Below are 26,485 nucleotides of genomic sequence, written 5' to 3' on the forward strand. Positions count from 1 at the left end.
TGGCCGTGCGGCTGGTCGACTGCCTCACGGACGGATTTTAACACCTAAAGAAGAGTGCAAACACCTTGCGAATTACGCGTCGACCCGGTGCCAGGTAGAGCCGCAGATTTGCCCGACCTACCGGCAGTGTGAGCAACAATTTAGCCAATGTGTGCGGGATATGGGCGCAGCTTTGCGAGATCGACAGAACTCTCGCGATGATAGCGCTAATGTTCCTGAGCCGCAGCCTGCGCCGGAGACCCGTCCTGCCTCTCCACCGGCGCAGCCCGACACGCGCTACCGCGTCTACGTGAAGAACGGATGCCGCAAGTATATTGAGATCGCATATTTCTATGAAGAAAGCCCAGGGCAATGGGCCAAGAGCGGCTGGCGCGGGTTCCAACCCGGGCGCGTCGGGGAATTGAAAAGCCCGATCATGACGCGGCGGCTCGGGATATTCTCAACACTCGGCTATCCTGAGCAAACGTATCGGCGCGGCTTCAATGAGAAAAAGAGTGTGATTGATCGCGACTTTCTGGTCCCGATCAATGAGCAATTGCGTGGCGAGGGCGCACGCACCGTGCCGTTCGATATGCTCGAATGGGCCAGCGACATCTCAAAGCCCGTGATTGTCATTGAAAACTGTGATCAATACGAGGCGGGCGTTAGGGTGAAGCAGCGTCAAATTCATCCTACCGCTAAACAGCCGAAGCCCACATTGTTGCAGGTCAACCCCAGCCCTGAACCCGAGCCTGAGCAGCCCAGAGTGATTGCGGTTGAGGAAACTCCGCCTTCTGCGCGTGAGCCTATACAGCCAGCGGCATGTCAGGATATCCACCGAACGACGATGTCACCTGCGGATATCGAGCGCTACGATAGCTTGGCCGCGCGGGGCGTGACCAAGCTTTGCGAGGCGGACTAGCGGCTCTTTTGCGCGGGCGCTTCCATCAGGCGCGCTTCCTCAGCAGCGATGTAATCCCGGGTCAGCGGCAGGGCATAGCGATTGCGCGCATATTGGATCTGATAGTTGCACATGCTGCCGCTCTCAAACACGGTTGCTGCACCCGATAGATAGAAAGTCCACATCCGGAAAAAGCGTTCGTCATACATCGCGATCATTTTCTCGCGATTGGCGATGCAATTGGCGTACCATTGACGCAAAGTCTTGGCGTAGTGGACGCGCAAGGTCTCTACATCGGTCGCAATCAGGCGGAATTTCTCGCTGGCCTCGACAGTCTCTGAGAGGGCCGGGATGTAGCCGCCTGGAAAGATGTATTTGCGCGTGAACGCATCGGTGGAGCCGGGGCCGCCCATGCGCCCAATCGTGTGGAGCAGCATGGTGCCATCATCGGTGAGTATATTGGCGCAGGCCTCAAAGAAGGTCTCAAACTGCGGCTGTCCAACGTGCTCAAACATGCCGACCGAGACGATCCGGTCGAATTTGCGTCCGGCGGCGGCAAAATCCCGGTAGTCGACGAGCTCAATGCTCACGCGATCTGCGACACCTGCGTCTTTCACACGTTCCTTTGCAAGCGCGATCTGCTCTTCAGACAGGGTAATTCCGACGACTTCGACATCGTAATTGCGTGCCAGGAAGATGGCCATGCCGCCCCAGCCACAGCCGATATCGAGTACTTTTTGGCCAGGCTTGATGTTCAGCTTCGCCGCGATATGCGCGAGCTTGGCGGTCTGAGCCTCGCCTAATGTGATGTCGTCTGAGGGCCAATAGCCACAGCTGTATTGCCAGTGTTCCTCGTCCAGCATCAGGCGATAGAAATCATTGCCGATGTCATAGTGATGCGCGACGTTGTTTTTGGAGCTGATCCGGTTGTTGACCTTCTCAGCGGCAAAGCTTGCTTTGTTCAGCACCCGGCGCAGCAATTTAGGCGGGCCAATATCGCCGCCTTTGTCCCAGGCATTGTTTTTGCGCAGCAGGGTAACGAGCCCCATGATGTCGCCTTCTTCGATGATCAGGCGGCCATCCATAAAGGCTTCTGCCGCGCCAAGTCGCGGGTCCATGATGATGTCGCGCGGCACTTTCCCGTCAGTCAGACGCAGGACAATCTCGGGAAAGCCTTCTTCCGGCTCGCCATACGTCTTGTCCGATCCATCAGCGAAAACGACGCCTAAACGTCCTCGTTTTACGCCTTTAGTCAGAAACCGATCGAAAAGTGTTTTGCTCATACAGTGCCTTTTTCGCAGCTATCCACCATTTGGTTACGAATGCCAGCCTTGTTCGTGGTGTCAATGTTGGGTTATCCTCTCAGCTATGAGCGACGCAAAAACGACACCGACCGCCGTTTCGGTTGATGATTTCATCGCCGCGGTAGAACCCGCCAGCAAACGCGAAGACGCCAAAGTCCTCGATGCGCTGTTTCGCAAAGTGACCGAAGATTGCCCGCGCATGTGGGGTCCAACGATCATCGGCTATGGTAGCTATCACTACAAATATGACAGCGGGCGCGAAGGTGACTCCCTGCGCTCTGGCTTCTCACCGCGCAAAGCAAGGCACTCGCTCTATTTGATGGGCCGCTATTGCGATGAAGCCACGGGCAAAAAAGTCGACGGATTGCTGGCGAAAATGGGCAAGCACAAAACCGGCGCGAGTTGCGTCTATGTGAACAAGCTTGCCGACATTGACCTCAGCGTGTTGGAGGAGATCATCGGGGTTTGCTGGGACGCGATGAACCGCAAATATCCGGGTTAAGCGGGGTCAGATCCCGGCGTACCATTGATAGCCCGCCGGGTGATCTTCCCAAAATCCGCCCATGCCTTTGCCGATATTCTCAAAGCTGGAAACGGCCTCGATCGCGGTTAGATATTTGGGATGCTTATAGCCAAGCTGACGCTCGATCCGCATTCTGAGCGGCGCGCCATTTCCCTCTGGCAAAGCCTCACCGTTCAGCTGGTGCGCAATGATCGTTTGCGGGTGATAGGCATCGACCATATCTACGCTCTCATAATAATCCTCGCCGTACAGAGTGTCTGCGCAGTAGAAGACAATAAAGTTCGCCTCCGGCTTGACCTTGGCAGTATCCAGCACGCCTGAGAGCTGCGGCCCGGTCCATTCGCCAATCGCGCTCCAGCCTTCGACGCAATCATGCCGCGTGATCTGAGTGCGCTGGGGCAGGGCGCGGATATCATCCATGCTCAGCGATAATGGCTCTTCAACGAGACCACGCACTTGCAGGCGCCAATTTGCAAATCCATTCGCCAGCTCGGCGCGGTACTCCGGCGTGTCTACCGTCTTTGAGCCGTTACTGCGAAAGGTCGGCGAGCGATCCTCTGGCGCATATTCTGGGGCCAAAGCCTGCCGATTGGCGAGGGTGCGATGCGCCGCCCGGTGCCAGTCTTCCGCAGCCTCAAACAGCGAGTTGGCCGTATCTGTGCCGGCGATTTTCGAGCATGCGCCCGTGCCGAGAGCGGCTGCGCCTGCGAGCAGTGTTCTACGCTTCATCGCTGTTCCCCATTCGGCCACCGGCAATCATCGCCCAGGTTTGCTTGATCGGACCAGACAAAAACACCAGCACAATGTGCAGCGCGACAAAGCCGAAGGTCGCGAAGGCAAAGATGAAGTGCAGGCTGCGGGCGCTTTGCCGCCCACCAAGAATATCAATCAGCCAAGGCGCGGTGGGCTCAAAACCGGGACTGATCGCCAGGCCAGTGAAAACGAGCATGGGCAGGAAGATGCCGTAAACCACGCCATAGGCCAGCTTTTGAAGGAAGTTGTACTTGCCGCTGCCTTCCTCGCTTCCGTGATCAAAGTTGAGCTTCAGGTGCTCTCGCACATCCTTTGCAATCGCAGAGGCTTTCCACTCTTTACGCCGGGTCAGCAGGTCCCGCACAAAATGCCTGTTCGCAAGCATCGCGATCCAGATAAACAACAGTCCAAGTGCGAATGGCCACGCCATCAGAATGTGCCAGTCTCGTGCCTCTGCCAGATTGTAACGACTTGGGATCGTAGCCCAGCTCGGAAAGCGCATGACAGCGAGCCAAGCGTCCGCTGGATCAAAGCCGTAATCGCCCCAGTACAGGTAGCGGTGCGCGTTCGATATCGTCAGGCCGGACATGAAGAGAATGACCAGCGATATGGCATTGATCCAATGCCAAATCCGAGTCGATAGCGCGTGGCGTTTCTTGACGCGTTTAGCCATTGATCAGGCGCCCTCTCGCGCGAGATAAATGACGTCGCGGTCTTGTGATAGCATGTGCTGACCGCTGTCGATGAACAGCGTCGATCCGCTGCGCAAGTGCCCTTGGGCAAGGAAAAGCGCCGCATCGGCAATTTCATCCGCGCCGGTTTTGCGGCCCAGCAAATTCAGCCGGTGTGAGGTTTCCGTCTCATCCTGCGTCTGATCATGGCTGGCCAGAATGGCGCCCGGCGCAATGCCATAGACCCGGTCTTCATCGCCCGCTGCGCCCATCGTCAGCATCGGGATAGTCGCATTCAAAGCGTGCTTTGCCATGGTGTAGCTGAAGAAATCGGGATTGGGATTTTCCAGCTTCATATCGGTGATATTGATCACGCAGCGTCCCCTGCTGGATTGTGCGGCGGCTAAGAAGGCCTGGGCCATGCGTGTGGGCGTAACCGCGTTGACTTGCATTGCCTCCCGGTTCGTCGCCGGGTCGAGCGCGGTTACATCATCGGGATCAAAAACCGCCGCTGAATTGACCAGCGCGCGCCAGTCAGAATGCTTTGTTGCCAGTGCCTCAATCATGGCGACAGCGGCATCGCCATCATTCAGATCACATTGGACCGTGCTGGCAGATGGCAGAGCGGCCGCGAGAGCGTCTGCTTCGTTCGAAGAGGAGCGGTAATGGATGATGACATGCCAGCCCTCCGCAGCGAATCGGCGCACAATCTGCGCGCCAATGCGTGCTGCGCCGCCAGTGACCAAAACTGTTGGTTGGTTCATCATTTCTATTGAGCAGACTTTCGCGTTCTTGCCTAGCGTGCGTATCTCTCACCGATGGATTCGAACTGGAGTATGCCAAGTGTCTGCAACCTGTGATTTGATAGATGTGTTCTGTGATGGGCTGTTTAGTGGAAACCCACTTGCAGTAGTACATGGTGCGGAGGCCATGTCAGCGGATCAGATGCTCGCATTAACGCAGTGGCTTGGGTTTTCTGAAACGACTTTCCTTCTCCCGCCAACTGATCCTGATGCGGATTACCGCGTGCGGATATTCTACCCTGGAGGCGAACTGCCGTTTGCCGGCCATCCCACGTTGGGCACATGCTTTGCTTGGTTGGCGATGGGCGGCAAGCCGAAAGCGAAGGGAGTGGCCGTGCAGGAATGCGGCATCGGGTTGGTCGATGTACGGTTCGATGAAGATCAATTGGCATTCAAAGCCCCTGCGCTCCTTAAGCACGAGCCACTGACAGAGACAGAACGCGCAGCTGCGGTCCAACTTTCCGGGATTGATAAAGATGCATTGGTCGAGGCAGTGCACATAGTAAATGGCCCGCGATGGCAGTTGCTCAGACTGCGGTCGGCTGCTGATGTTTTGGCGGCGAAACCCGCTGGTTCAGCGCCGCTTGGTACTGACATCGGTCTTGCTGGACCACATTCAAGCGATGCTCGCCGCGATTGGGAACTGCGGGCATTTTTCGCGGACACTCATGAACGTTTTGTCGAAGATCCTGTAACCGGTAGCTTCAACGCTGGTGTGGCTATGCACTTGTTTGGTGAGGGCTTGGTCGATGGTTCTTATGTAGCCGGGCAAGGTCAAGTTGTTGGAGCAGATGGTTTGGTCGCGTGCGAGCAGGATGCGTCAGGCGCCATTTGGATTGGCGGTACTTGCCGAATGATAAGCAAGGACGGAGCGATTGAATTGCCAATTTCTGGCGGTTGAGCGCCCATGCAAAGACGCCGCCAACCGGTGAAGGTTGGCGGCGTCAAAGGTGGAGTGGGGCCACCTTATTTCAACAATGACTTAGCGGCACTTAAGATCCCCCTTGTCGATTTCGCGTCCCAAAAGGCCGCCTGCGACACCGCCGAGCAATGTGCCGAGAAGCTTGTCACCGCGCCCAGCAACCTCGTTGCCGATCAGTGCGCCAACGCCTGCTCCGATGACTAGACCGGTGGTGCCATTGTCGCGCTTGCAATAGTAGCGACCATCCCGTCCCCGCCATACGCTGTCACGGCGACTGATGTGACGCGGCTCGCGATAGCGACCATTGCGGTCATAACGATTTTGCCGGCTGTTCTTCCGATAACGGCGATCATCGTAGTAGTCCCGATCATCACCATATTGATGGGCGGAGGTCTGGATGAGGCTATCCATCGGGATCACCATCACATTGGATGCGACCGAGTTGGAAGAGATTTTGGGGTCAATCTCTACCGCTTGTGCAGGAGCGGCGGCGATTGCGAGTGTACCAGCGGCGGCGAATGCGGCGAGATTTTTCATAGCGTGTCCCTCTTTCTGTTCGAGTTACCCGGTGGGGTGAGAGGACATTCGTTCAGAAAAGGACAACACAAGATGAACGGTTTGTTGGAAATTCTGTTCAGGCGACGAGCCGCTTTTATTAAGCGATGAATTGAGTGATCAGCGCAATTTTGCTGCTGCTTTGGCCCGAACCTTAGGAGAAAGCGACTCAAGCTGGCTGAGTTCGCGCAGCTCTTCCTGCGTTCCTTTGCCAGCGATTATCGCTGCGAACACTCGCTCGACGCTCCATTCGGTTGCGCCGAGAGACAGGCGCTCCAGCGTATCGCCCGCCTGCGCGGTGCCGTCTTCGAGCACCCGGAAATACCATCCGCATCGACCAGAGTTGATAATGTGGGCGACCATTTTTTTGACGCTGAACCGATGTTCAATCTTCCAGCATGGCTGCCGTGGTTGGCTGATCTCCAGCAGTGCGCTGCCCAAACGGAATTGATCGCCGATGTGGACCTGCCCCTCGGTCAGGCCGCTAACCGCTAGGTTTGATCCGAATGCGCCGGGCTGTGAGAGTAGAGTGTGTTCGCCGATCCGGTCTCGCCAAAATGCGTGATGATCAGCAGGATAAAGATGCACCGCCATTTCCGGGCCGCCGTGCACGCTGCGGTCGGCTTGCTCGTCAACGTCTAGGCCTTCGATGCCAATCTGCACCGGGCCCGTAACGGGCTGTTTGGCGATGGCGCTTGTTTCTTCGCCGCGGAAGCTTGCCGCTTTACCGGCACAGATTGCGCTGACTTCAAAATTCATGCTTCGGAGGATTCCGCCTCAGCCGCCGCTTCTCGATCCCGCTCTGCACGGCTCTTTTTCTCCGCTACAGTTTTCAGCTGGCCGCAGGCTGCATCAATGTCGCGTCCGCGCGGGGTGCGCACTGGCGCGCTGATGCCGCCTTCAAAAACGATGTTTGAAAAACTGCGGATCCGGTCTGGATCAGAGCATTCGTAATTCGCACCGGGCCATGGATTGAAGGGGATCAGATTGACCTTGGCTGGCAGGTTGAATTGCTTGAGCAGACGCACAAGCTCATGCGCGTCCTCGTCGCTGTCGTTCTTGTCCTTCAGCATGACGTATTCAAAGGTGATGCGTCGCGCATTGGTTGCGCCGGGATAATCGGCACAGGCCTGCAGCAATTCTTCCAGGCCATATTTTCGATTGAGGGGCACGATCTCGTCGCGCACGTCTTTGTTCACTGCGTGCAATGACACCGCGAGGTTGACGCCAATCTCTGCCCCGCAGCGCTCCATCATCGGGATGACACCGCTGGTCGACAGGGTGATCCGGCGTTTTGATAGGGCAAGGCCCGCGCTGTCCATTACGAGCAGCAGTGCGTCGCGGACGTTGTCGAAATTATACAGCGGCTCGCCCATGCCCATCATCACGATATTGGTGAGCAAGCGGCCATCCGCGCGGTATTCTGCCTCGTCCTCATCCTCGGCAAAATCCATCTTGCCCTTGGGCCACTCACCCAGAGCGTCCCGCGCGAGCATCACTTGGCCAACGATCTCACCCGGCGTCAGATTGCGCACCAGACGCATGGTGCCGGTATGGCAGAAGGTGCAATTGAGTGTGCAGCCCACTTGGCTGGAGACGCACAGGGTCCCGCGATCAGCATCGGGAATGAAGACCATCTCGTAATCATGGCCATCATCGGTCTGCAGCAGCCATTTGCGCGTGCCATCGGTGCTGTGCTGAGCCTCAACCACATGTGGGCGGCCAATTACAAAATGCTCGGTCAGCCACGGACGCATGGTCTTGGAAATGTCGGTCATGTCCTCAAATTCGGACACGCCGCGATGATACAGCCAGTGATAAACCTGCTTGGAGCGCAGCTTGGCCTGTTTTGTGTCCAGACCCGCCTCTTCAAACAGCTCGCGAATCCGCGCTGGTGGCAGGCCGATCAGGTCAACACGGCCGTCCTCGCGCGGGGTAATGTCGCGCGTGGTGGGAACCGGATCGATTTGTCCGGCGATGGGCATTAGGTTGGTATCGGCCATAAGTCCGCCGCATATAGGCGCGCAAAAGCGCCTTTGCTAGCTCGGTCTATCTAAGCTTGGCGCAGCCGAGCAGCGCGGCATCGATTGCGGTGGCGGCGCCAGCGAGCTGGTATCTGTCGGTGAAAGCGCGGCCGCCCTTGTCGCGGGTGCGCACACTCATCCGGGTGGCGGAGCGCATTGCGGCAACGATTGCGGCGTCCATGCGGGCATCCTTCGCCCAGGCATCGCCGCCTCCGCCCGTGAGGTCGAAACGTTTGTCACCAATGGTCAGACGGATGGTCGCGCTATCCGCAATTTCGCGAGATAGCCGCAGGTGAACTTGATTGCGGACAGAACTTTTTGGCCATGTCGCAATACTGGCAAAGGGCGAATAATCGCGCCGCGTCGTCGCGCTGGACGGTTTGGCGATGGCATAGCAACGCGGTGTGCCGGGATCGCGGAAAGCGGCCCAGCTGGAATAGACGCCAAGGCTGTCTTTCGCCGCCAGAGTACTAGCCAATGCTGTCCCCAGCACTAGCGCGCCGAGCAATAGGGGACGCGAGACAAATCTCTTACCTTTGCTCGCCATGTCGAACCGCCCCCTTAGCGCCAAGCTATCGCAAGTAGTAGCTGACCGGCTGCGCTCGTCCGGCTTCTTGCGGATACATATGGCTATAGGACACAGCGTTTCCGAGCACTCGCATGATGTAATAGCGGGTTTCGAAATTGGCCGGAATGCGCTCAATCCAGGTGACCCAGTCGATGTCGCCCCGCCGTGGATCGCCATTCAGGCGGAGCCATTGGTTCACCCTGCCAGGCCCAGCGTTATAGGCGCCGATGGCCAGCGGATAGGCACCGCCATAATAGTCCATCATCCGTGCGAAATAGGCATCGCCCAGACGCATATTGTAGCTGGGCGAGCCAATCAGATTGGCCGAGAGATATTGCATCCCGAGCTTGCCCGCTTGCTCGCGCGCTGTTCCCGGCATCAATTGCATCACGCCGCGCGCACCAGCGTGGCTGACCCGGAAGCGGTCAAATTCGCTTTCCTGACGAGAGATCGCGTGGACCATCGTCCAGTTTGCACCCGGAGGCGGTGTGACAGTTGGAAAGCCAAGGCGTTCAAAACCTTTGAGCCCATGCTCGCCCGCGGTCATGCCAGCAACAACGGCCATTTCATCAAGGCCTGTTTCAGCGGCGAGGTCAGCGACCATGCTCATTTCTTCGGGCGTGTCGGCAATGTCAGCCACAGCTTCGAAGAAGCGGCGCTCTGTTTGCCAGGCCATGCGGTTCGCCGCGATAGAGCGGATGGCTTTTACAACCGGGCGGCTGTTGAAGGCTGTGCGCTGAGCCTGGCTGACTTCGATTGGCGCAAGCGGCGCGAATTGCGGCAGTGGGCGGCCCAATGCCTCATGCGCGAGCTGACCATAGTAATACTCAGGGAACTCAGCCGCCATTTCAAAATAGCGTGTCGCCTCAGCGGTTTGACCAGCTTGGCGCGCGGAGCGGCCAGCCCAGTAAAAGCCTTTGGCACGGATCAGAGGCGTACCTGCACCGGCTCCGTAGCGATAAAACAGAGGTGCAGCCGCGGCTCCATTGCCAAGGCTCCAGAGCGCCTTTGTTCCGCCCAGCCACATCAAATCGGTGTAACGATCGCGAAGGGCGAAAGAGCCCTTCGACACATCGGTGCCCGGTGTGAACAAATCATCGGCAGAGGCAGCAATCGCGACCGCTTGACGCGCGCCAGAACCTTTGGCGACGCCCAGCATTTGCGCGACCATATCCTCTGGCTTGTGCGAGGTGCGGGTGAAGTTCGGACGCGTCGTCAGAACATTCGCGGCCTGAGCGACCTGCCGTTTGGAGCGCAATTGCTTCACGTAATTATAGACGAAGCCCGGATCGCTGAGCGCGCCAGAGGGCACATTGCCGGTGTCCCCGCGAATCACGGCCAGCCGGGCCATCGCCATCTCGCGCTCGCTTGGCGCAACATTGACCATATGTCGCACGGCCGCTTCGCTTTCGCTTTGCCAAAGGAGTGCATCCATCCGTGCGCTGTGATCTTTGGCGGTAAGGCGTGAGCCAAACAGGCCCATGATATAAGCTTCTGCCGGGCCGCTCATCTCGCCGCCGCGCCATGCTTCGCGCGCCACGTCAAATGCTTCCGCGCGCTGCGCGCCAGCCAGAGCCAGTGCATAGCGTGCGCGGCCAGGATTGGTCAGAGGCGGATGGGCATCAAAGAAACGGATCAAATCTGCTGACGAAGGCGCTTCGTTCTCGAGCGCATTTTCTGCGCGCACTCGCAAAGTGGCCATGCGCGGGAAGTCAGGATAGGCGAGGGCAAAGCCAGCGTAGTCTGAAAAACTCGACAGGCGAGATTTCTGCAAAACCTCCCAGCGCGAGATCGCTTGACCAATGGCGCGCGGCTGCTGAGCCAGCATTGTGCTGCTCCCTGGCGAGCTTGCATTTTGGGCAAAGCACGGACCCGTCATAGCGGCTGTGCTGGTGAAAAGAATGGCGGCGACGGCAAGGGGATTGCCAAAAGAACTTTTACGCATGCTGGACATAATGCCGATCGGCTCCTTATCAGGCGCTGAACAAGTGCCTTAGCTTTTGGAGAATTGCTTCAAATAATCGCTAAGTGCCTAGATAGAGGAATACAACAATGTTTAGCGGTTCAATCCCCGCTCTGGTGACTCCTTTTCGCGATGGAGCGTTTGACGAGGCTGCATTTCGCAAATTGGTCGATTGGCAAATTGAGCAGGGCAGCGCGGCTCTGGTTCCATGCGGGACGACGGGTGAAGCCTCGACTTTGTCCAATGCAGAGCATCACCGCGTTGTTGAGGTTTGCATTGAGCAAGCCGCTGGCCGGGTCCCGATTATTGCGGGATGTGGTTCCAACGATACGAAGAACGCGGCGCTTCATATGAGCTTTGCCAAAAAGGCCGGAGCCGCTGCGGGGCTGTGCGTCGCTCCTTACTATAACCGTCCAAGCCAAGCCGGGCTGATCGCGCATTTCAGCTTTCTGGCCGAGAACTGTGACCTGCCGATTGTGCTCTATAATGTACCGGGCCGCACGGTGACCGATATTGCGCCAGAAACCACGATTGAGCTCGCCAACAAATTTCCAGAGAAAATCATCGCCATTAAAGATGCGAGCGAAGATCTTTCTCGCGTGGCTGATCACCGCATGGGCATTGGCCGCACATTCTGTCAGCTGTCTGGCAATGACGAATTGGCCCTGCCGTTCAACGCTGCGGGCGGGAAGGGGTGCATTTCTGTCACCGCCAATGTCGCCCCGGCGCTATGCGCAGAATTTCAGCAGGCCTGCGCTGACAATGATCTGGTCCGGGCGCGGGCTTTGAATGATCAGCTTTACCCGCTGCACTACGCCATGTTCTCCGATTCGAGCCCGGGTCCGGTCAAATATGCGCTGAGCCGGGTGCAGGATTGGGCAACGCCAGAGGTTCGATTGCCGCTGTGCGAGGCGAGCGACGCGGCGCGCAAAGCGGTGGATGCGGCGTTGGAGCATGCAGGGTTAACTTGAGCGCTGCGGATGCAAGCCCGATTGCGAATCTCGCATAAGGCACTACATCACGCGCATTATGGCGAGACCGAAACCCGAGACCTTTGATAAGCACAAGACCGTGGCGGAAAACCGCCGCGCGCGCTTCGATTATCATATTGAGGACAAATACGAGGCGGGTCTTGCGCTGCAGGGCACTGAGGTAAAGGCGCTGCGCTCTGGTCAGGCGACCATTGCGGAAAGCTATGCCGAAGTGCGCGATGGCGAGGTTTGGCTGATCAATTCGAACATCCCGGAATACAGCCACGGTAATCGCCTGAATCACGAACCGAAGCGTCGGCGCAAGCTGCTGCTCAATGCGCGTGAGATTGGTAAGATGTTCGGCGCTGTTGAGCGCAAGGGCATGACGTTGGTTCCGCTGTCGATCTATTTCAACAAGCAAGGCCGCGCTAAAGTCGAGCTGGGTCTCGCGAAGGGTAAGCAGGCGCATGATAAACGTGCGAGCGTCAAAGATCGCGACTGGAAGCGGGATAAAGCCCGCCTGATGCGCGAAAAGGGTTAAGTCCAAAGCGTGGGCAAACGCTCTATTCATTTAATAGTCGCAAAGTTTTGTAAGATCACCAGCGACCCACTGTTCAGCGGCCAAATCCTACCCATATGAAGCGCATGTCCTATCCCTTGCACAGTCTTGTAGCTTCACAGCCTTTCGCTGTGGAGAGCCAAGTGCCTTGTGCAAACGGCGGAGAAGGGCTCGAATCATGAGCCAAAAGCGCAGCAAAACCTGGGCAATGGATATGCTGCGCAAATATATGCCGACGCGCGAACAGATGGCCGAGAACAAATATCTAAAGCCGTTTGCGCACCGCTTTCTCTCGCCTGAGCTTTGGCGCTTTACCCGCCGTTCTGTCCCGCGCGGTGTCGCGCTTGGGCTGTTTTGCGGATTTATCATTCCCGTTTTTCAGATATTCCTTGCCGCCTTCCTCGCTTTGCCGGCGCGCGCAAATGTGCCTCTCGCTACGGTGGTCACCTTCGTAACCAATCCCTTCACCTTTCCGTTCTGGGCGGTGCTAGCTAACCGGCTCGGTGACCTCCTGTTGCGGCTTGATCTTGCTGGGACCGGAGAGGCTGCTGAGACTGAGATGGAGAGTGGTCGCTGGGCCTGGTTCTTCGAACTTTTCGAAGATGTGGGCGTTACCGTGCTTGAAACAGTGTTCGGCTTTGTTGTCTTGGCGTTGGTCAGCGCGGCCCTAGGTTATCTCATTTCCGGTGCAGTGTGGCGCGTGATGGTTGCACGCCGCCGTGCAAAACGCTTGGCGCGGATGGAAGCGCGGCTCGACCAGAGGCTCAATGCCAATTAGGCACTAAAGCGGCTGGTTTGATTAGGACCGCGAACGATCCCTATTGCGCAGCGCCTGTATGGTGTTGCATCCATGCCGCCGAACCAAAATGTAAAGTGCGAGAGAAAAGAGCGCTATGAAAGCCGTCTTGCAGGCCAATGATCAAAACCGATTGATGATCGCTGGGCTGGCGGCCGCCTTATGCGTCAGCGCTGGGGTCCTATGGTTGGCAACACGTGAGCCTGCATTGGTGCTGTCCTATGCCTTGGGGCTAGGTGTCTTGCTGGTCGGCGTGTTCACCTTCGATCGGATGCGGGCAGAGCCAGCGGCGCAGATTGAAAGCGCGCCAGACTGGACAGTCACAATCGCTGCCATTGAAGAGGCGGGCGAGGCTGTTGCGATTACAGACCGGGCAAACCGCCTGGTGTGCGCGAATTCTGCATTTATCGACGGCTTCGGAATCGGAGCGGCGCCGCCTTCTTTGCCTTTGGAGCGCGAAGGGCTTGAGGCAATGACCCGTCTCGCCCGCGAAGCTTGGCGCGATGGATCTGGCGCATTGAAAGAGTTGGCGGGCAAGGCTGGCGAAACCCCGTGGAAGGTCACGGTTGAACGGGCAGGGCGCGGCGAAGATCACCTGATCTGGCGTTTCCGGCGCCATGTCATGCCGAGTAGCGACGCTTTGGCCGACCTCAATCTGGCTGGGCCGTTCGGTTTGATGCTGAGCCGCGCAGGCATCGAGAGTGCGGTAACTGGCCCAGACGGCGTCATCAAAACAGTGAGCGCAGGCTTTGCTGAGCGGGCAGTTGGTGATCCCACAGCAACAATGGCGGGTCAGGATTTTGTGACTTATCTCCGCTCCGATGACCGCGACAGGATATTTTTTGCGCGCGAAGGGCGCGGGGGTACGCCGCAGACCTTGATCCACGTCCCGCTCGACGATCCAACCGGTCAGGTCCAATCCGGCCCGGATGAAGGGCCGTCCCTAATGTTGCTCGTCGACAGCGGAGTTGGGATCGGCAGCGGATGGGATGGCTCCTCGCAGGCGGGCGTGGCGCAACTCGACGCTTTGCTCGCGCAACTGCCTCTTGGTCTGGCGATGACCGACCGGGACGGGCGTTTCCTGTTTTGTAACGACGCCTTTTTGCGTTCGGTAGACCGGGAAGGGCGGGGTTTGCCCGCGTTCCCTACTGATCTGGTGGTGCGCGAAGACAAGGGCGCCATGTCCGACGCGGTGCGGCGCCATGGCCGCGGCCCAGCAACCAGTGGTGATATGGCGGTGCGCCTATCGATCCAGCCAGAGGAACCTGTTTCGATTGGTCTGGCCGGAGTGCGCGGATTGGGCGAGGCGGCGGTACTGCTCAGCCTGGCCGATTCGAGCGAGGAAAATCAGCTCAAACGCCAAGTCGCGCAAGCCACAAAGATGCAGGCGGTTGGACAACTGGCGGGCGGCGTCGCGCATGACTTTAACAATGTGCTGACCGCGATAATCGGCACCTGCGACCTCATGTTGCTGCGCCATACGCCGGGCGATAGCGACTATGACGATATTCAGCAGATCCGCGCCAACTCTAACCGCGCGGCTTCGTTGACGCGCCAATTGCTCGCATTCTCCCGGCAGCAGACGCTTCGCCCTGAAATCCTGCAATTGCCTGACGTGGTGAGTGAAGTTGGGCCGCTGATCAAACGGCTGCTGGGCGAGAAAATCCAATATTACGTCCAGCATGACCGTGACTTAGGGCCGGTACGCGCTGACCCTCAGCAGCTTGAGCAGGTGATCATGAACCTCGCGGTGAACGCCCGCGATGCGATCCAGTCAAACGGCAAGGGGAGCGGGCAAATCTCTCTGCTGACGCGCAGCCTGCAAGCCAAGGAAGTGATCAAGCTCGGGTCGGAAATCTTGCCCGCGGCGGATTACACTGTGCTGATCGTACAGGACACCGGCGGCGGTATTCCCGCGCATGTCTTGCCCAAATTGTTTGAGCCATTCTTCACTACCAAGGAACAAGGCAAAGGCACGGGTCTCGGCCTTTCGACCGCTTACGGCATCGTGAAGCAGTCCGGCGGATTTATTTTCGTCGACAATGTCATGGATCAAAACGACCGTCCGAAGGGGGCGCGCTTCACGATCTATTTCCCTGTTTACGCGGGCGAAGCACCCAAGAAGATCGCCGAGGCTCCGCCAGAGCCATCGTCCGATTGGGCTGAGGGCGGCCGGATTCTGCTCGTCGAAGATGAAGATATGGTGCGGGCAGTTGCGGAGCGCGCGCTTGCCCGCGCAGGTTATGAAGTCACTGCCTGTCCCGGCGGGGAAGAGGGGCTGGCCGCAATTACTGACGGCGGCGAGTTCGACCTAATCGTCAGCGATGTCGTGATGCCCGGCATGGACGGGCCAGCCATGGTACGCGCGATTCGTCAAAAGCTGCCGCATATGCCGGTGCTGTTCATGTCCGGCTATGCTGAGGAGCAGCTGCGCAAAGACATCGATATTCCCGACATGCATTTCATCCCCAAACCGTTCAGCGTTCAGGCGATCGGCGACAAGGTGGGCAATGTGATGCAGCGGGTTAGACGGAGCTAAGGCTCTCAGAGACGTCTCCGCTAGCACTCTGAAATTGCTATAAAAAGCGGTTGTTTGAATGGTTCACAACCACCACACTTGCACTAGCCAAGGGTCCATTCATCGCGCATACAGTACGGCCCGTCATGCTTATTGACGGGTTCAATAGGAGGCTGGGTGATGAACGCGATTAAGCTGGGATTGGTGTCAGGTTTGGCACTTGGGATGAGCGCTCTTGGAGCAACAACGGCCACCTCACAATCGCTGCCAGATCCGGATGAAACGGCGCAGGGCGATGTCGCGGTTACCATATACAACAACAATCTCGCGCTGGTGCAGGACGTGCGCCAAATCAACATTGAACGCGGCCGCAGCCGGGTTGAATTTCCCGATGTATCGGCGACTATTCAGCCGCAAACGCTTAGCTTCTTTGCGCCTAACACCTCAATTATCGAACAGAATTTTGACTTCGACCTGCTGACGCCAGCGAAGATGATGGAGAAGGCGATTGGCCAAACGGTCACTTTGCTGCGCACCAACCCCGCGACCGGTCGAGAAACCCGAGAGCGGGCAAAGGTGCTCTCTACAGCAGGCGGCGTTGTGGTCCAGATAGGTGACCGGATCGAAGTCTTGCGTGACGACGGCCTTCCGGTTCGCGTAATCTTTGACCGAGTGCCGCCCAACTTGCGCGCTCGCCCGACATTGTCAGTCAACCTCAACAGCACGCGCAGCGGAACCCGCCCGGTTTCGATCCGCTATTTGACCGGCGGGCTTGGGTGGAACGCAGACTATGTCGCGCTCTATAATGAGCAAACCGGTTCGATCGACATGCAGGGTTGGGTCACGCTCACGAACAACACTGGCACCACGTTCAACCAGGCTAAGACCCTGTTGGTGGCCGGCAATCCGAATAATCGCGGGAACCGAGGCCGAGGCGGAGGCAATCAGAACTTGATTCGACCGGGAACAGAAACCGCTGAACGAGAGCAGTTGGGAGATTTCTATCTCTACCCGATCAGCGGGCGCACAACGATTGCGAATGCGCAAACGAAGCAAGTGAGCTTCCTTGATGTGCAATCGGTCCCTGCGCGCAAGATTTATGAGCGAACAATTGGTTGGCTCTCGAACGACAGCAGGCCGGTGAACGTCTCGAGCGCGATTTCTTTTTCCACTTCGCGTGATCAAGGACTAGGTGACGCTTTGCCATCGGGCACGGTGCGGTTTTATCAGCGCGACAACCAAGGTACGCCGCAATTTATCGGCGAGAACAACATTGGCCACACGCCGATGGGCAGCGAGCTATCGCTGAGAACGGGCGATGCATTTGATATTTTTGTGCAATCCGAAGTGGAAAAGCGCGAAGAGATCACGAGTTCTGAATGGGAGCGTACTGCGCGTTATCGCGTGATTGAGGATGGCGAGACGACCCGCCAGGTCGAGGTTGAACGCCCCAAGAAATATTACCGCACAACTATGCGCTACACGCTTACCAATGCGAAAAGCAGCTCGATCGATGTCGATCTGACCCAAAGTGGGCTTTATCGCGGATATTGGTCGAACGATTACCGCGTGGTTAGCGAGGATATTCAGGGCGAACAGATCAATTTTGATCGGCGCAAATGGATCGTGCCTGTGCCCGCCAATGGCAAGCGCGTGGTGCGCGTCACATACGAAACCCGTTACTAAGGGGGCGGGCGACCATGCGGAGCCCCGCATTCATTGGACCGGCGCTTGGCCTATTGGCCAGCGCAGCTGTCGGCTTGCCTGCTATGGCTCAGGACGGCCTGGCGGTTAGCTCGCCCAAAGCGCAAGCAGCGCCACAGGTCCAAGCACCGCCAGCGCGGCAGGCCGTCGATGCCTCTGCGCCGCAATCGCTTTCGGTCACCGTCTATCGCGATCCGCGCAGGCAGCTTGGCCAAGAGATGAACCGTCGCTGGCCGCAAGGTTTCGCCATGATCAGCGAGACTCGCACGGTCACATTGCCGCCAGGCCAATCGACCATCCGCTTTGAAGGGGTGGCCGAGGGTATGGTCGGCGTCAGTGCAATCGTCTCTGGCCTGCCGGGTGGTACGATAGAGAAGAACCGCAATGCGGATCTGCTCTCACCCGCAGCGCTTGTGAACGGAGCGCTTGGGAACCGAGTGACTTTGACGCGAACCAACCCCGCGACCGGAGCAGAAGAGGCTCAAACCGCGGTCGTGCGCACGCGCGCCGATGGCGGCCTGGTGCTGCAAACCGACCAGGGGTATGAAGCCGTGCGCTGCGCTGGCTTGCCCGAGCGATTGACCTTTGACCGAGTGCCAAAAGGCCTATCGGCTAAACCCATCTTCACCATCGATACCCAAGATGCGAGCGGGGGGACGTATGAAGTTGTCCTGACTTATCTTGCATGGGGCTTCGATTGGCAGGCCAATTATGTTGCGACCTTGCCCGACCCTGAAGACGGCTCAGCCACAGGTTCATCGAAGCGAGGGGAGAACGGCAATTTCAAACTTGGCCTGATGAGCTGGCTCACGATCCTCAATGACAATGGCCAAAGCTTTGACGATGCAGAATTGTTAGTGATCGCGGGTTCGCTCAGCGTGGTCAGTGATTTTCGCAGTCTTGCGACCCCACCTCGGGCTGCTCCGCTGCGTCTAACATGCTATCCGATTGGCAGCACGGCCGCTGGCTCTCCAGTCCAATCGCCTCAGTCGATCGTCGTGACTGGGCGCCGCAATAAGTCGCGGGTGATGCTTTCTGCATCTGCGCCTGTCATGGAGGCAGCGGACGCGGCAGTGGGGTATAGCAAAGCGGAGGTGATGCAGGCCGTGGAAGAGCAGCTTGGCGATCTTAAGCTTTACCGCGTGCCGGAGCGAGTGAATGTCTCGGCCAAGGGGCTAAAACAGATTGCCTTTCTCAATCGGCAAGAGGTTGATGCGCGTTATCTCTACACGGTCAGTTGCGGGTTCTCCGTCACGCTTGAAGGGCAGCCCAATCCCGGCTTTGAACGTGCAGGCATGTTGCTGGTGACCAAGAACGAGACTGAACGAGGACTAGGCGTAGCCCTGCCTCAGGGCGGACTGACGGTGTTTGAGCCAAGCAGCTTCGGTCCACAATTGGTCGCAGACGTTGATATGCGCGACTATGCCGAGGATCAGGACGTCGAGCTGGAAATGGGGGCTAGCAACCAAGTCTTTGCGAAATGTCTGCCTGCCCCTGGCCCGGTGACAAACGGCAATATGAACAGCTGGTTTGGAAATGGTACGGAGATCACAAACGCCAATTCGCACCCCATCACGGTACGGCTCGACATCGGCGACTCGGCCATTTGGGAGGTCCGCCTAAAGGGTGCCAAGACTCGCATCAAAGATGGCCGCATCATCGCGGAAGTGGATGTTCCAGCGAATTCAGAACGCACGTTCCGGTGGTCAATTCGCGACCCCGCATAAATTTTTTCCGAGGGGTTTCTAAGGTAATTTCAGATGTTTACCGGCTTCACCTCGATCGCCAAGTAGGAATTTCTATGTTCCCCACTTGTTCTCATGGAACAAAGTAGGTACAAGCTGTCTCCACAAGGGGTGGTCGATAACAATTTGTCGGCCCTAGGCAAGTCAAGGAGGCCATGCGATGTCTGCAAGTCTGAAATTGGTAGAAAAAGGAAAGACCGTGGACCGTCAAAAAGCGCTCGACGCTGCACTTGCGCAAATAGATCGCGCTTTCGGTAAAGGCTCAGCAATGAAGCTGGGCTCTCGCGAAGCAATGAATGTTGAATCCATTCCAACTGGTTCGTTAGGACTCGATATCGCACTTGGTATTGGCGGCCTTCCAAAGGGCCGCGTTATTGAAGTGTACGGGCCGGAAAGCTCGGGCAAGACGACCTTGGCACTGCATGTCATTGCAGAGGCTCAGAAGGCTGGCGGTACAGCGGCTTTTGTCGATGCGGAACACGCTCTTGATCCGGTCTATGCCAACAAGCTGGGTGTCGACATTGATGAATTGATCGTCTCTCAGCCTGATACAGGTGAGCAGGCACTTGAGATTACTGACACGTTGGTTCGCTCCAATGCGATTGACGTGCTGGTGGTTGACTCGGTCGCGGCGCTCGTCCCCCGCGCAGAAATTGAAGGCGAGATGGGCGATTCCCACGTTGGCCTTCAGGCGCGGCTTATGTCCCAATCGCTGCGCAAGCTGACCGGGTCGATCAACCGTTCGAAATGTATGGTCATCTTCATCAACCAATTGCGGATGAAGATTGGCGTTATGTACGGCAACCCAGAGACGACGACTGGCGGCAACGCGCTTAAGTTCTACGCATCGGTTCGCTTGGATATCCGCCGCACGGGTCAGATTAAGGACCGCGACGAAGTGGTTGGCAACTCAACCCGCGTCAAAGTCGTGAAGAACAAGGTCGCGCCGCCGTTCAAGCAGGTTGAATTCGACATCATGTACGGTGAAGGCATTTCCAAGATCGGTGAGATCCTTGATCTCGGCGTGAAGGCAGGCCTCGTAGAAAAATCAGGCAGCTGGTTCTCCTACGACAGCGTGCGGATTGGTCAGGGACGTGAAAACGCCAAGACCTTCCTCAAAGAGAATACAGAGATGCGCAATCAGTTGGAAGCCGCCATTCGCGGCCGCACCGACGAGGTTGCCGAGGAGATGATGACAGGGCCGGACGCGGACTCTGACGACTGATCCTCAAGCGAGTGCGGTAATCGCATTCGGAAAATCGGAAAGCCGGCATGCGCCATCCCCCTTGGCGATGCCGGCTTTTCTGCGTCTGGTCCCCGTTTTGTCTTTGCGAAACCGGTGGATGCGGGCCCGTCTGAAGCAGCACCACACTTATGAAGAATTGCGAACTCAGTGTGCATTGATCACGCGGTGGCTTGTCGCTGACCGCGTGATTGCCTAACTGCATTCTCGCAATGACTTCGACCAACGATATTCGCCGCTCTTTTCTCGACTTTTTCGGGAATGCTGACCACGCTGAAGTGCCCAGTGCACCGCTGGTCCCTTATAATGATCCGACATTGATGTTTGTGAATGCGGGCATGGTGCCGTTCAAAAACGCATTTACCGGTCTTGAGACGCCGCCGGCACCGCGTGCCGCGTCATCGCAAAAGTGCGTGCGGGCCGGGGGCAAGCACAATGACCTCGATAATGTCGGCTACACTGCGCGGCATCACACCTTCTTTGAGATGCTCGGCAATTTCTCATTTGGCGACTATTTCAAAGAGCAGGCCATCCTGAATGCCTGGACGCTCTTGACGAAAGAATGGGGCCTTGCCGCAGAGAAACTGACCGCGACAGTCTATCACACCGATGACGAAGCGTTTGATCTGTGGCGTAAGATCTCCGGCCTGCCAGAAGAACGGATCATTCGTATCCCGACGAACGACAACTTTTGGTCAATGGGCGACACCGGGCCATGCGGTCCGTGTTCGGAAATCTTCTACGATCACGGCGATCATATCGCTGGCGGGCCTCCGGGTAGCCCGGACGAAGACGGCGACCGCTTTGTCGAGATTTGGAATCTCGTCTTCATGCAGTTCGATCAAAAGGCGAGCGGCGAACGCACTGACCTGCCGAGCCCATCGATTGATACCGGCATGGGACTGGAACGCATCGCTGCCGTTATGCAGGGCGTGCACAACAATTACGACACCGACACGTTCAAAGCGCTGATCGCGGCCTCGCAGCAACTTACCGGCGTAGGCAGCGAAGGCGATGCTGTTGCGAGCCATCGCGTGATCGCGGACCATTTGCGTTCGGTCAGCTTCCTGATGGCGGATGGCGTGTTGCCGTCGAACGAAGGGCGCGGGTATGTCCTTCGCCGGATCATGCGCCGCGCGATGCGGCATGCGCATTTGCTCGGAGCGAGCGAGCCTCTGATGCACCGGCTTGTCCCGGCGCTCGTGACAGAGATGGGGCAAGCATATCCAGAACTCACGCGCGGTCAGGCCTTGATCCAGGAAGTGCTCGAACGTGAGGAAACGCAGTTCCGCAAGACCTTGGACAAAGGCCTAAAGCTGCTCGATGAAGCGACAGGCACCATGAACGAGGGCGGCGAACTCGACGGTGAAACTGCGTTCAAACTCTATGACACTTACGGCTTTCCTTATGACCTCACCGAAGATGCCTTGCGCGCACGCGGGATCGGCGTTGATAGCGCAGGTTTTGAAGCGGCCATGGAGCGCCAAAAAGCAGCGGCTCGCGCGGCTTGGAAAGGCTCTGGCGACGCGGCCTCGGGCGAGGTCTGGTTCGACATCGCTGAGCGCGAAGGCGCGACAGAATTCACCGGTTACAATTCGACCTCGGGCGAAGGAACAGTGGTCGCGATTGTAAAAGACGGCGCAGAGGTTCAATCTGCGAAATCCGGCGAAAGCGCCATCTTGCTGACCAATCAGACTCCGTTCTACGGCGAAAGCGGCGGGCAAACTGGCGACACTGGCAGCATCAGCACGCCGAGCGGATTTGCGGCTAAGGTCTTGGACACGGCGAAACCGCTGGGACGCCTTCACGCTCACCAGATCGAAGTAATCGGCGGCGAAGTTTCCGTCGGCGACAATGTTCATCTCGAAGTGGACGATGTGCGGCGCGCGCAGGTGCGTTCAAATCACTCCGCCACTCACCTAGTCCACGCGGCGCTCCGCAATCGGCTTGGCGGCCATGTGACGCAGAAAGGCTCGCTGGTCGCGGAGGACCGGCTACGCTTCGATTTCTCGCATCCAAAGCCCTTGGAGGCTGAAGATATTGCTGTGATCGAGGCTGAAGTGAACGCTGAGATCAGAGCCAATGAGCCGGTCGGCACGCGGTTGATGAGCCCGGACGACGCGGTTGAAGCAGGCGCTTTGGCGCTGTTTGGCGAGAAGTATGGTGATGAAGTGCGCGTGCTGTCGATGGGACGCGCGGGCTCAGAAGGACGTTCTTTCTCTGTTGAACTGTGCGGCGGAACGCATGTTTCCGCCACCGGTGATATTGGCGTGTTCCGGATCATCTCGGAGAGTGCCGTCTCCTCCGGTGTTCGGCGCATCGAAGCGTTGACTGGAGAGGCTGCGCGCAATTGGTTGGTCGAGCGTGAGGAAGCATTGAAGGCAGCGGCGAGTGCAATTCGCGCGGCGCCTGAGGAAGTACCTGCGCGGGTCGCGGCGCTGCTCGATGAGCGCAAGCGGCTTGAGAAGGAACTCGCCGAGGCGAAGAAGGCGCTGGCACTTGGCGGAGGCGGTTCGGGTAGTGGCGGCCCGGCGACCTCAGATGAGGACGTTGGCGGTGTGACCTTCAATGGTCAGGTGCTGGATGGCCTGAGCCCGAAGGAACTGCGCCCGCTGCTCGATGAAGCGAAGGGCCGACTTGGCTCGGGGATCGCAGCGGCGATTGCTGTCAACGATGGCCGGGCTGCGATTGCAGTCGCAGTGACTGACGATCTGACCGAGCGTTTTGACGCGACGGCTCTTGTGCGCGTGGGCGTAGAAGCGCTGGGTGGTAAGGGCGGCGGTGGGCGTCCTGACATGGCTCAGGGCGGCGGTCCGGATGGGAGCAAAGCGAGTGATGCACTGGCGGCAGTCAAAGCTGCTATCGCCGGGTAAACTCAGGTTAAGGCGCGCTGGTTGAGGTGCGCAATTGCGGCTTGCTGGATAGCTTGCCGTCGCGTTCTAACCGTTCGCGGAACTCGTCGCGTTTCTCGTGGATAGAAGCGATGACCGGGCCCATGGGGATGCCGATATCGACGAGCACTGCTTCAGAAAGCTGCAGTGAGCTTTCCAGATTCTCTGGTACTGCATGGCTGGCCCCGGCGCGGTAAAGCGCCGCCGCGTGATCGGTGTCGCGCGCGCGGGCGACTATCAGCAGGTCAGGGTAACTCTTACGCAGTTTTGTGACCAAGCGCTGTGCCAACACGGGCTCGTCCATTGTCAGTACGATCGCCGGTGCCTTCTCAATCCCGAGCCGGGAAAGTGCATCCCCGCGCGCCGCATCGCCAAAGGCGGAGCGATAGCCATCTCGCGCGGCGCGCTCGATCAGGTCCGGATCCGAATCGAGCGTCACATATGGCTGATTATGCATCACCAGCATGTCCGCGATCAGGCGGCCGACGCGGCCTGCGCCGATGATGATGGTGCGGGCCTCGTCCTCGTCGTCATCCGGGAGCTCCGGGACAGGCTCGACCCGCCGCGCGATGACCCGACCAAGGCGGGCGAGCAGTGGCGTTATGGTGAGGCCGATTGCGGTGACGATCTGCCAGAATTGCGCGGTTTCCGTGTCGACCACGAGAGCGGTAGTCGCAGCAGCCAAGACGATCAGCGTGGTCTCGCTGGGGCTGGCCATCAACACTCCGGTCTCTGCCGCAGTGCTCTTGCGCGCGCCCATCAGGCGCAGCAAGACGCCCGTCACGATGGCTTTGAATACCAGCACGCCGACCACTGCCGCCATGATCTCTGCGAGGTTCTGCCAAATGGTTGCGAGGTTGATGCTCATCCCGATGGTGATCAGGAACACGCCGAGAGCGAGGCCTTTGAAGGGCTCCATAATGCTCTCAACTTCGCCGTGATATTCGGTTTCCGCGATCAGCAGGCCCGCGATCAGCGCGCCAACGATAGGCGAGAGACCGACCGCTGAGGTCGCGAGGCTGGCGCCGATGACGACCAGCAGCGAGGCGGCGAGGAACAGCTCCGGGCTCTTGGTGCGCGCGGCCTGCGAGAAGAGTCGGGGCAATGCGAAGCGGCCAATCACGAGCAGCGCTAGGATCAGAAGACCACCTTGCCACAGAGTGTCGGTAAGGCCGCTCCAACCTTCGGCCTGAGCATGCGGAGCAAGGGCGCCGAGGATGAAGACGATCGGCACGATCATGATGTCTTCGAACAGCAGCATGGATAACGCCGCGCGGCCGACGGGCGACTTTGTGCCAGATATCGGCAGCACGATTGCGGTGGAGGAGAAGGCGAGGGCGAAGCCAAGCGCAAGCGCCCCGGTCCAGTCCATCCCGCTGACATAGCCGAAGAATGCAGCGGACGCAGAACCGATGATCAGCAGCTCTAGCGAGCCGAGGCCGAAGACCAGTTTTCGCAATTGCCACAGGCGGTTAAACGAGAGTTCTAACCCGATTGCGAACAGCAGCAGAATGATGCCGAAGTCGGCAAAGGGCGTTAATCGCTCAGGGTCTGAGATTGTGACGTGTCTGAGGCTGGGGACGGCTTCGACCAGCGTGCCGAGGCCGTATGGGCCAACCAAGACTCCGATCAAGATGAAGCCAATGATCGGCGTGATGCGGAACCTGGCGAAGACCGGAATGACGATTCCGGCGGCGCCCAGGATGACCAAAGCATCCTTCATCATAGGTGATAGGGAGAGTTCGCCCGCCATGTCAGCAGGCCAGAAGCGGCGCTATGGCATCACCAGCCATCTGCGCCGCTCCTATATCAAGCAAGATCGAAATTACGACCAGTTCGCCATTTCCTTCTCTAGGTTCGTGACGATTGCCTCGAAGAACTGTTCGGTTGTCAGCCAGCTCTGGCTTGGGCCGATGAGGAGTGCGAGATCCTTAGTCATCGCGCCGTTTTCGACGGTTTCGATGCAGACCCGCTCAAGCGTTTCAGCGAACTTCACGACTTCTGGTGTGTCGTCGAATTTGCCGCGATACATCAGGCCGCGTGTCCACGCGAAGATCGACGCGATCGGGTTGGTCGAGGTCGCTTTGCCTTGCTCATGCTGACGGAAGTGACGGGTAACAGTACCGTGTGCGGCCTCCGCTTCCACGGTCTTACCATCAGGGGTCATCAGAACGGAGGTCATCAGACCCAGCGAGCCGAAGCCTTGAGCCACGGTGTCGGACTGAACGTCGCCGTCATAGTTCTTACAAGCCCAAACGAACTTGCCGCTCCACTTGAGAGCAGAAGCGACCATGTCGTCGATCAGACGGTGTTCGTAGGTGATGCCGGCTTCGCTGAATTTGGCAGCGAACTCATTGTCATAGACTTCTTCGAAGAGGTCTTTGAAACGGCCATCATACTTCTTCATGATGGTGTTTTTGGTCGAGAGGTAGACCGGCCATTTGCGATCGAGGCCATAGTTCATGCAGGCGCGCGCGAAGTCGCGGATGCTGTCGTCCAGGTTGTACATCGCCATGGCGACGCCGGATGACTGGAACTCATAGACATCAAGATCGATGTTCTGGCCATCTTCGCCTTCAAAGACGAGGCGCAGCTTACCCGGGCCAGGGATCAGCGTGTCGGTTGCGCGGTATTGATCGCCAAAGGCGTGACGACCAACCACGATTGGGTCGGTCCAGCCTGGGACTAGACGCGGGACGTTATCGATCACGATAGGCTCACGGAAGACAACACCGCCCAGAATGTTGCGAATCGTGCCGTTTGGCGAGCGCCACATCTGCTTAAGGCTGAACTCTTCAACGCGGGCCTCATCAGGAGTGATGGTCGCGCATTTCACGCCAACGCCGTGTTCTTTGATCGCGTTCGCCGCATCGACCGTGATTTGGTCGTCGGTTTCGTCGCGCTTCTCAATCGAGAGATCGTAATACTTCAGGTCAACGTCGAGATACGGCAGGATCAGCCGTTCACGGATCCATTGCCATATGATCTTTGTCATTTCATCGCCGTCGAGTTCAACGACCGGGTTCTTGACCTGGATTTTTTGCATGGGAAGTGTCCCGTCCTTCATTGGATTTCGTGTGTTCGGATTGTGT

22 protein-coding genes are annotated in these 26,485 nt (G+C 58.0%); 11 read left to right on the forward strand and 11 right to left on the reverse strand.

All coding sequences use genetic code 11. From position 1 onward, the window contains the following. Positions 1–172 precede the first annotated feature (172 nt). Positions 173–901 (forward strand): hypothetical protein, encoded by a 729-nt coding sequence (locus AC0V6V_RS00760; protein WP_486166136.1) that lies wholly within the window; start codon positions 173–175, stop codon positions 899–901. Here the strand turns inward: AC0V6V_RS00760 and AC0V6V_RS00765 are convergent. Next, entirely contained in the window at positions 898–2,163 is a 1,266-nt protein-coding gene (locus AC0V6V_RS00765) for a class I SAM-dependent methyltransferase (RefSeq protein ID WP_486163588.1), read from the reverse strand. The genes AC0V6V_RS00760 and AC0V6V_RS00765 overlap by 4 nt on opposite strands. Before the next feature lie 85 nt (positions 2,164–2,248). On the opposite strand from AC0V6V_RS00765, the gene AC0V6V_RS00770 reads away from it, so the two are divergent. Beyond that, a complete protein-coding gene (locus AC0V6V_RS00770; RefSeq protein WP_486163589.1) occupies positions 2,249–2,686 on the forward strand; it encodes a DUF1801 domain-containing protein in 438 nt (145 codons plus the stop codon). 6 nt (positions 2,687–2,692) lie between these two features. Here AC0V6V_RS00770 and AC0V6V_RS00775 read toward each other — a convergent pair whose 3' ends face one another. The 3 genes from AC0V6V_RS00775 to AC0V6V_RS00785 are packed head-to-tail and all read right to left on the reverse strand — an operon-like array spanning position 2,693 to position 4,898. After that, entirely contained in the window at positions 2,693–3,436 is a 744-nt protein-coding gene (locus AC0V6V_RS00775) for a molybdopterin-dependent oxidoreductase (RefSeq protein WP_486163590.1), read from the reverse strand. Next, positions 3,426–4,133, reverse strand: a complete 708-nt coding sequence (locus AC0V6V_RS00780; protein ID WP_486163591.1) for a cytochrome b/b6 domain-containing protein — start codon at positions 4,131–4,133, stop codon at positions 3,426–3,428. Before AC0V6V_RS00780 ends, AC0V6V_RS00775 begins: the two co-directional genes overlap by 11 nt. Before the next feature lie 3 nt (positions 4,134–4,136). Further along, positions 4,137–4,898 (reverse strand): SDR family oxidoreductase, encoded by a 762-nt coding sequence (locus AC0V6V_RS00785; RefSeq protein WP_486163592.1) that lies wholly within the window; start codon positions 4,896–4,898, stop codon positions 4,137–4,139. Positions 4,899–5,001: 103 nt separating this feature from the next. On the opposite strand from AC0V6V_RS00785, the gene AC0V6V_RS00790 reads away from it, so the two are divergent. Next, complete coding sequence (locus AC0V6V_RS00790; protein ID WP_486166019.1) at positions 5,002–5,835, forward strand: PhzF family phenazine biosynthesis protein; 834 nt, start codon at positions 5,002–5,004, stop codon at positions 5,833–5,835. A gap of 81 nt (positions 5,836–5,916) precedes the next feature. On the opposite strand, the gene AC0V6V_RS00795 is transcribed toward AC0V6V_RS00790, so the two are convergent. From AC0V6V_RS00795 to AC0V6V_RS00815, 5 genes are all read right to left on the reverse strand, one after another. Further along, a complete protein-coding gene (locus AC0V6V_RS00795; RefSeq protein WP_486166137.1) occupies positions 5,917–6,393 on the reverse strand; it encodes a glycine zipper 2TM domain-containing protein in 477 nt (158 codons plus the stop codon). A 138-nt stretch (positions 6,394–6,531) separates the two neighbouring features. After that, positions 6,532–7,170, reverse strand: coding sequence for an MOSC domain-containing protein (locus tag AC0V6V_RS00800; RefSeq protein WP_486163594.1), 639 nt, complete (start codon positions 7,168–7,170; stop codon positions 6,532–6,534). Next, complete coding sequence (rlmN, locus tag AC0V6V_RS00805; RefSeq protein ID WP_486163595.1) at positions 7,167–8,414, reverse strand: dual-specificity RNA methyltransferase RlmN; 1,248 nt, start codon at positions 8,412–8,414, stop codon at positions 7,167–7,169. The genes AC0V6V_RS00800 and rlmN overlap by 4 nt, the downstream gene beginning before the upstream one ends. 46 nt (positions 8,415–8,460) lie before the next feature. After that, positions 8,461–8,982 carry a hypothetical protein gene (locus AC0V6V_RS00810; RefSeq protein ID WP_486163596.1) on the reverse strand — a complete coding sequence of 174 codons (522 nt, stop codon included), beginning with the start codon at positions 8,980–8,982 and terminating at the stop codon, positions 8,461–8,463. Positions 8,983–9,007: 25 nt separating this feature from the next. Continuing rightward, a complete protein-coding gene (locus tag AC0V6V_RS00815; protein ID WP_486163597.1) occupies positions 9,008–10,831 on the reverse strand; it encodes a lytic transglycosylase domain-containing protein in 1,824 nt (607 codons plus the stop codon). A 224-nt stretch (positions 10,832–11,055) separates the two neighbouring features. Between AC0V6V_RS00815 and dapA the strand changes: the two genes are divergently transcribed. From dapA to alaS, 8 genes are all read left to right on the forward strand, one after another. Continuing rightward, on the forward strand, positions 11,056–11,937 hold the full coding sequence (gene dapA / locus AC0V6V_RS00820; protein ID WP_486163598.1) for a 4-hydroxy-tetrahydrodipicolinate synthase: 882 nt from the start codon (positions 11,056–11,058) through the stop codon (positions 11,935–11,937). Between the two features lie 58 nt (positions 11,938–11,995). Then, positions 11,996–12,478 (forward strand): SsrA-binding protein SmpB, encoded by a 483-nt coding sequence (gene smpB, locus AC0V6V_RS00825; protein ID WP_486163599.1) that lies wholly within the window; start codon positions 11,996–11,998, stop codon positions 12,476–12,478. Between the two features lie 196 nt (positions 12,479–12,674). Further along, the gene (locus AC0V6V_RS00830; RefSeq protein WP_486163600.1) at positions 12,675–13,274 is read left to right on the forward strand and encodes a DUF2062 domain-containing protein; all 600 of its coding nucleotides are present in this window, start codon (positions 12,675–12,677) and stop codon (positions 13,272–13,274) included. A 115-nt stretch (positions 13,275–13,389) separates the two neighbouring features. Then, positions 13,390–15,831, forward strand: coding sequence for a response regulator (locus tag AC0V6V_RS00835; protein ID WP_486166138.1), 2,442 nt, complete (start codon positions 13,390–13,392; stop codon positions 15,829–15,831). Between the two features lie 159 nt (positions 15,832–15,990). Next, on the forward strand, positions 15,991–17,496 hold the full coding sequence (locus tag AC0V6V_RS00840) for a DUF4139 domain-containing protein (RefSeq protein ID WP_486163602.1): 1,506 nt from the start codon (positions 15,991–15,993) through the stop codon (positions 17,494–17,496). 14 nt (positions 17,497–17,510) lie between these two features. After that, entirely contained in the window at positions 17,511–19,241 is a 1,731-nt protein-coding gene (locus AC0V6V_RS00845) for a DUF4139 domain-containing protein (RefSeq protein ID WP_486166139.1), read from the forward strand. 178 nt (positions 19,242–19,419) lie between these two features. Continuing rightward, positions 19,420–20,484, forward strand: a complete 1,065-nt coding sequence (gene recA / locus AC0V6V_RS00850) for a recombinase RecA (RefSeq protein ID WP_486163604.1) — start codon at positions 19,420–19,422, stop codon at positions 20,482–20,484. A 230-nt stretch (positions 20,485–20,714) separates the two neighbouring features. Further along, complete coding sequence (gene alaS, locus AC0V6V_RS00855) at positions 20,715–23,375, forward strand: alanine--tRNA ligase (RefSeq protein ID WP_486163605.1); 2,661 nt, start codon at positions 20,715–20,717, stop codon at positions 23,373–23,375. Positions 23,376–23,382: 7 nt separating this feature from the next. Here alaS and AC0V6V_RS00860 read toward each other — a convergent pair whose 3' ends face one another. Next, positions 23,383–25,146: a cation:proton antiporter domain-containing protein gene (locus AC0V6V_RS00860; protein ID WP_486163606.1), complete on the reverse strand. Its 1,764-nt coding sequence runs from the start codon at positions 25,144–25,146 to the stop codon at positions 23,383–23,385. 72 nt (positions 25,147–25,218) lie between these two features. After that, on the reverse strand, positions 25,219–26,439 hold the full coding sequence (locus tag AC0V6V_RS00865; protein WP_486139317.1) for an NADP-dependent isocitrate dehydrogenase: 1,221 nt from the start codon (positions 26,437–26,439) through the stop codon (positions 25,219–25,221). Positions 26,440–26,485 lie beyond the last annotated feature (46 nt).

The organism is Erythrobacter sp. S249 (assembly GCF_057364975.1).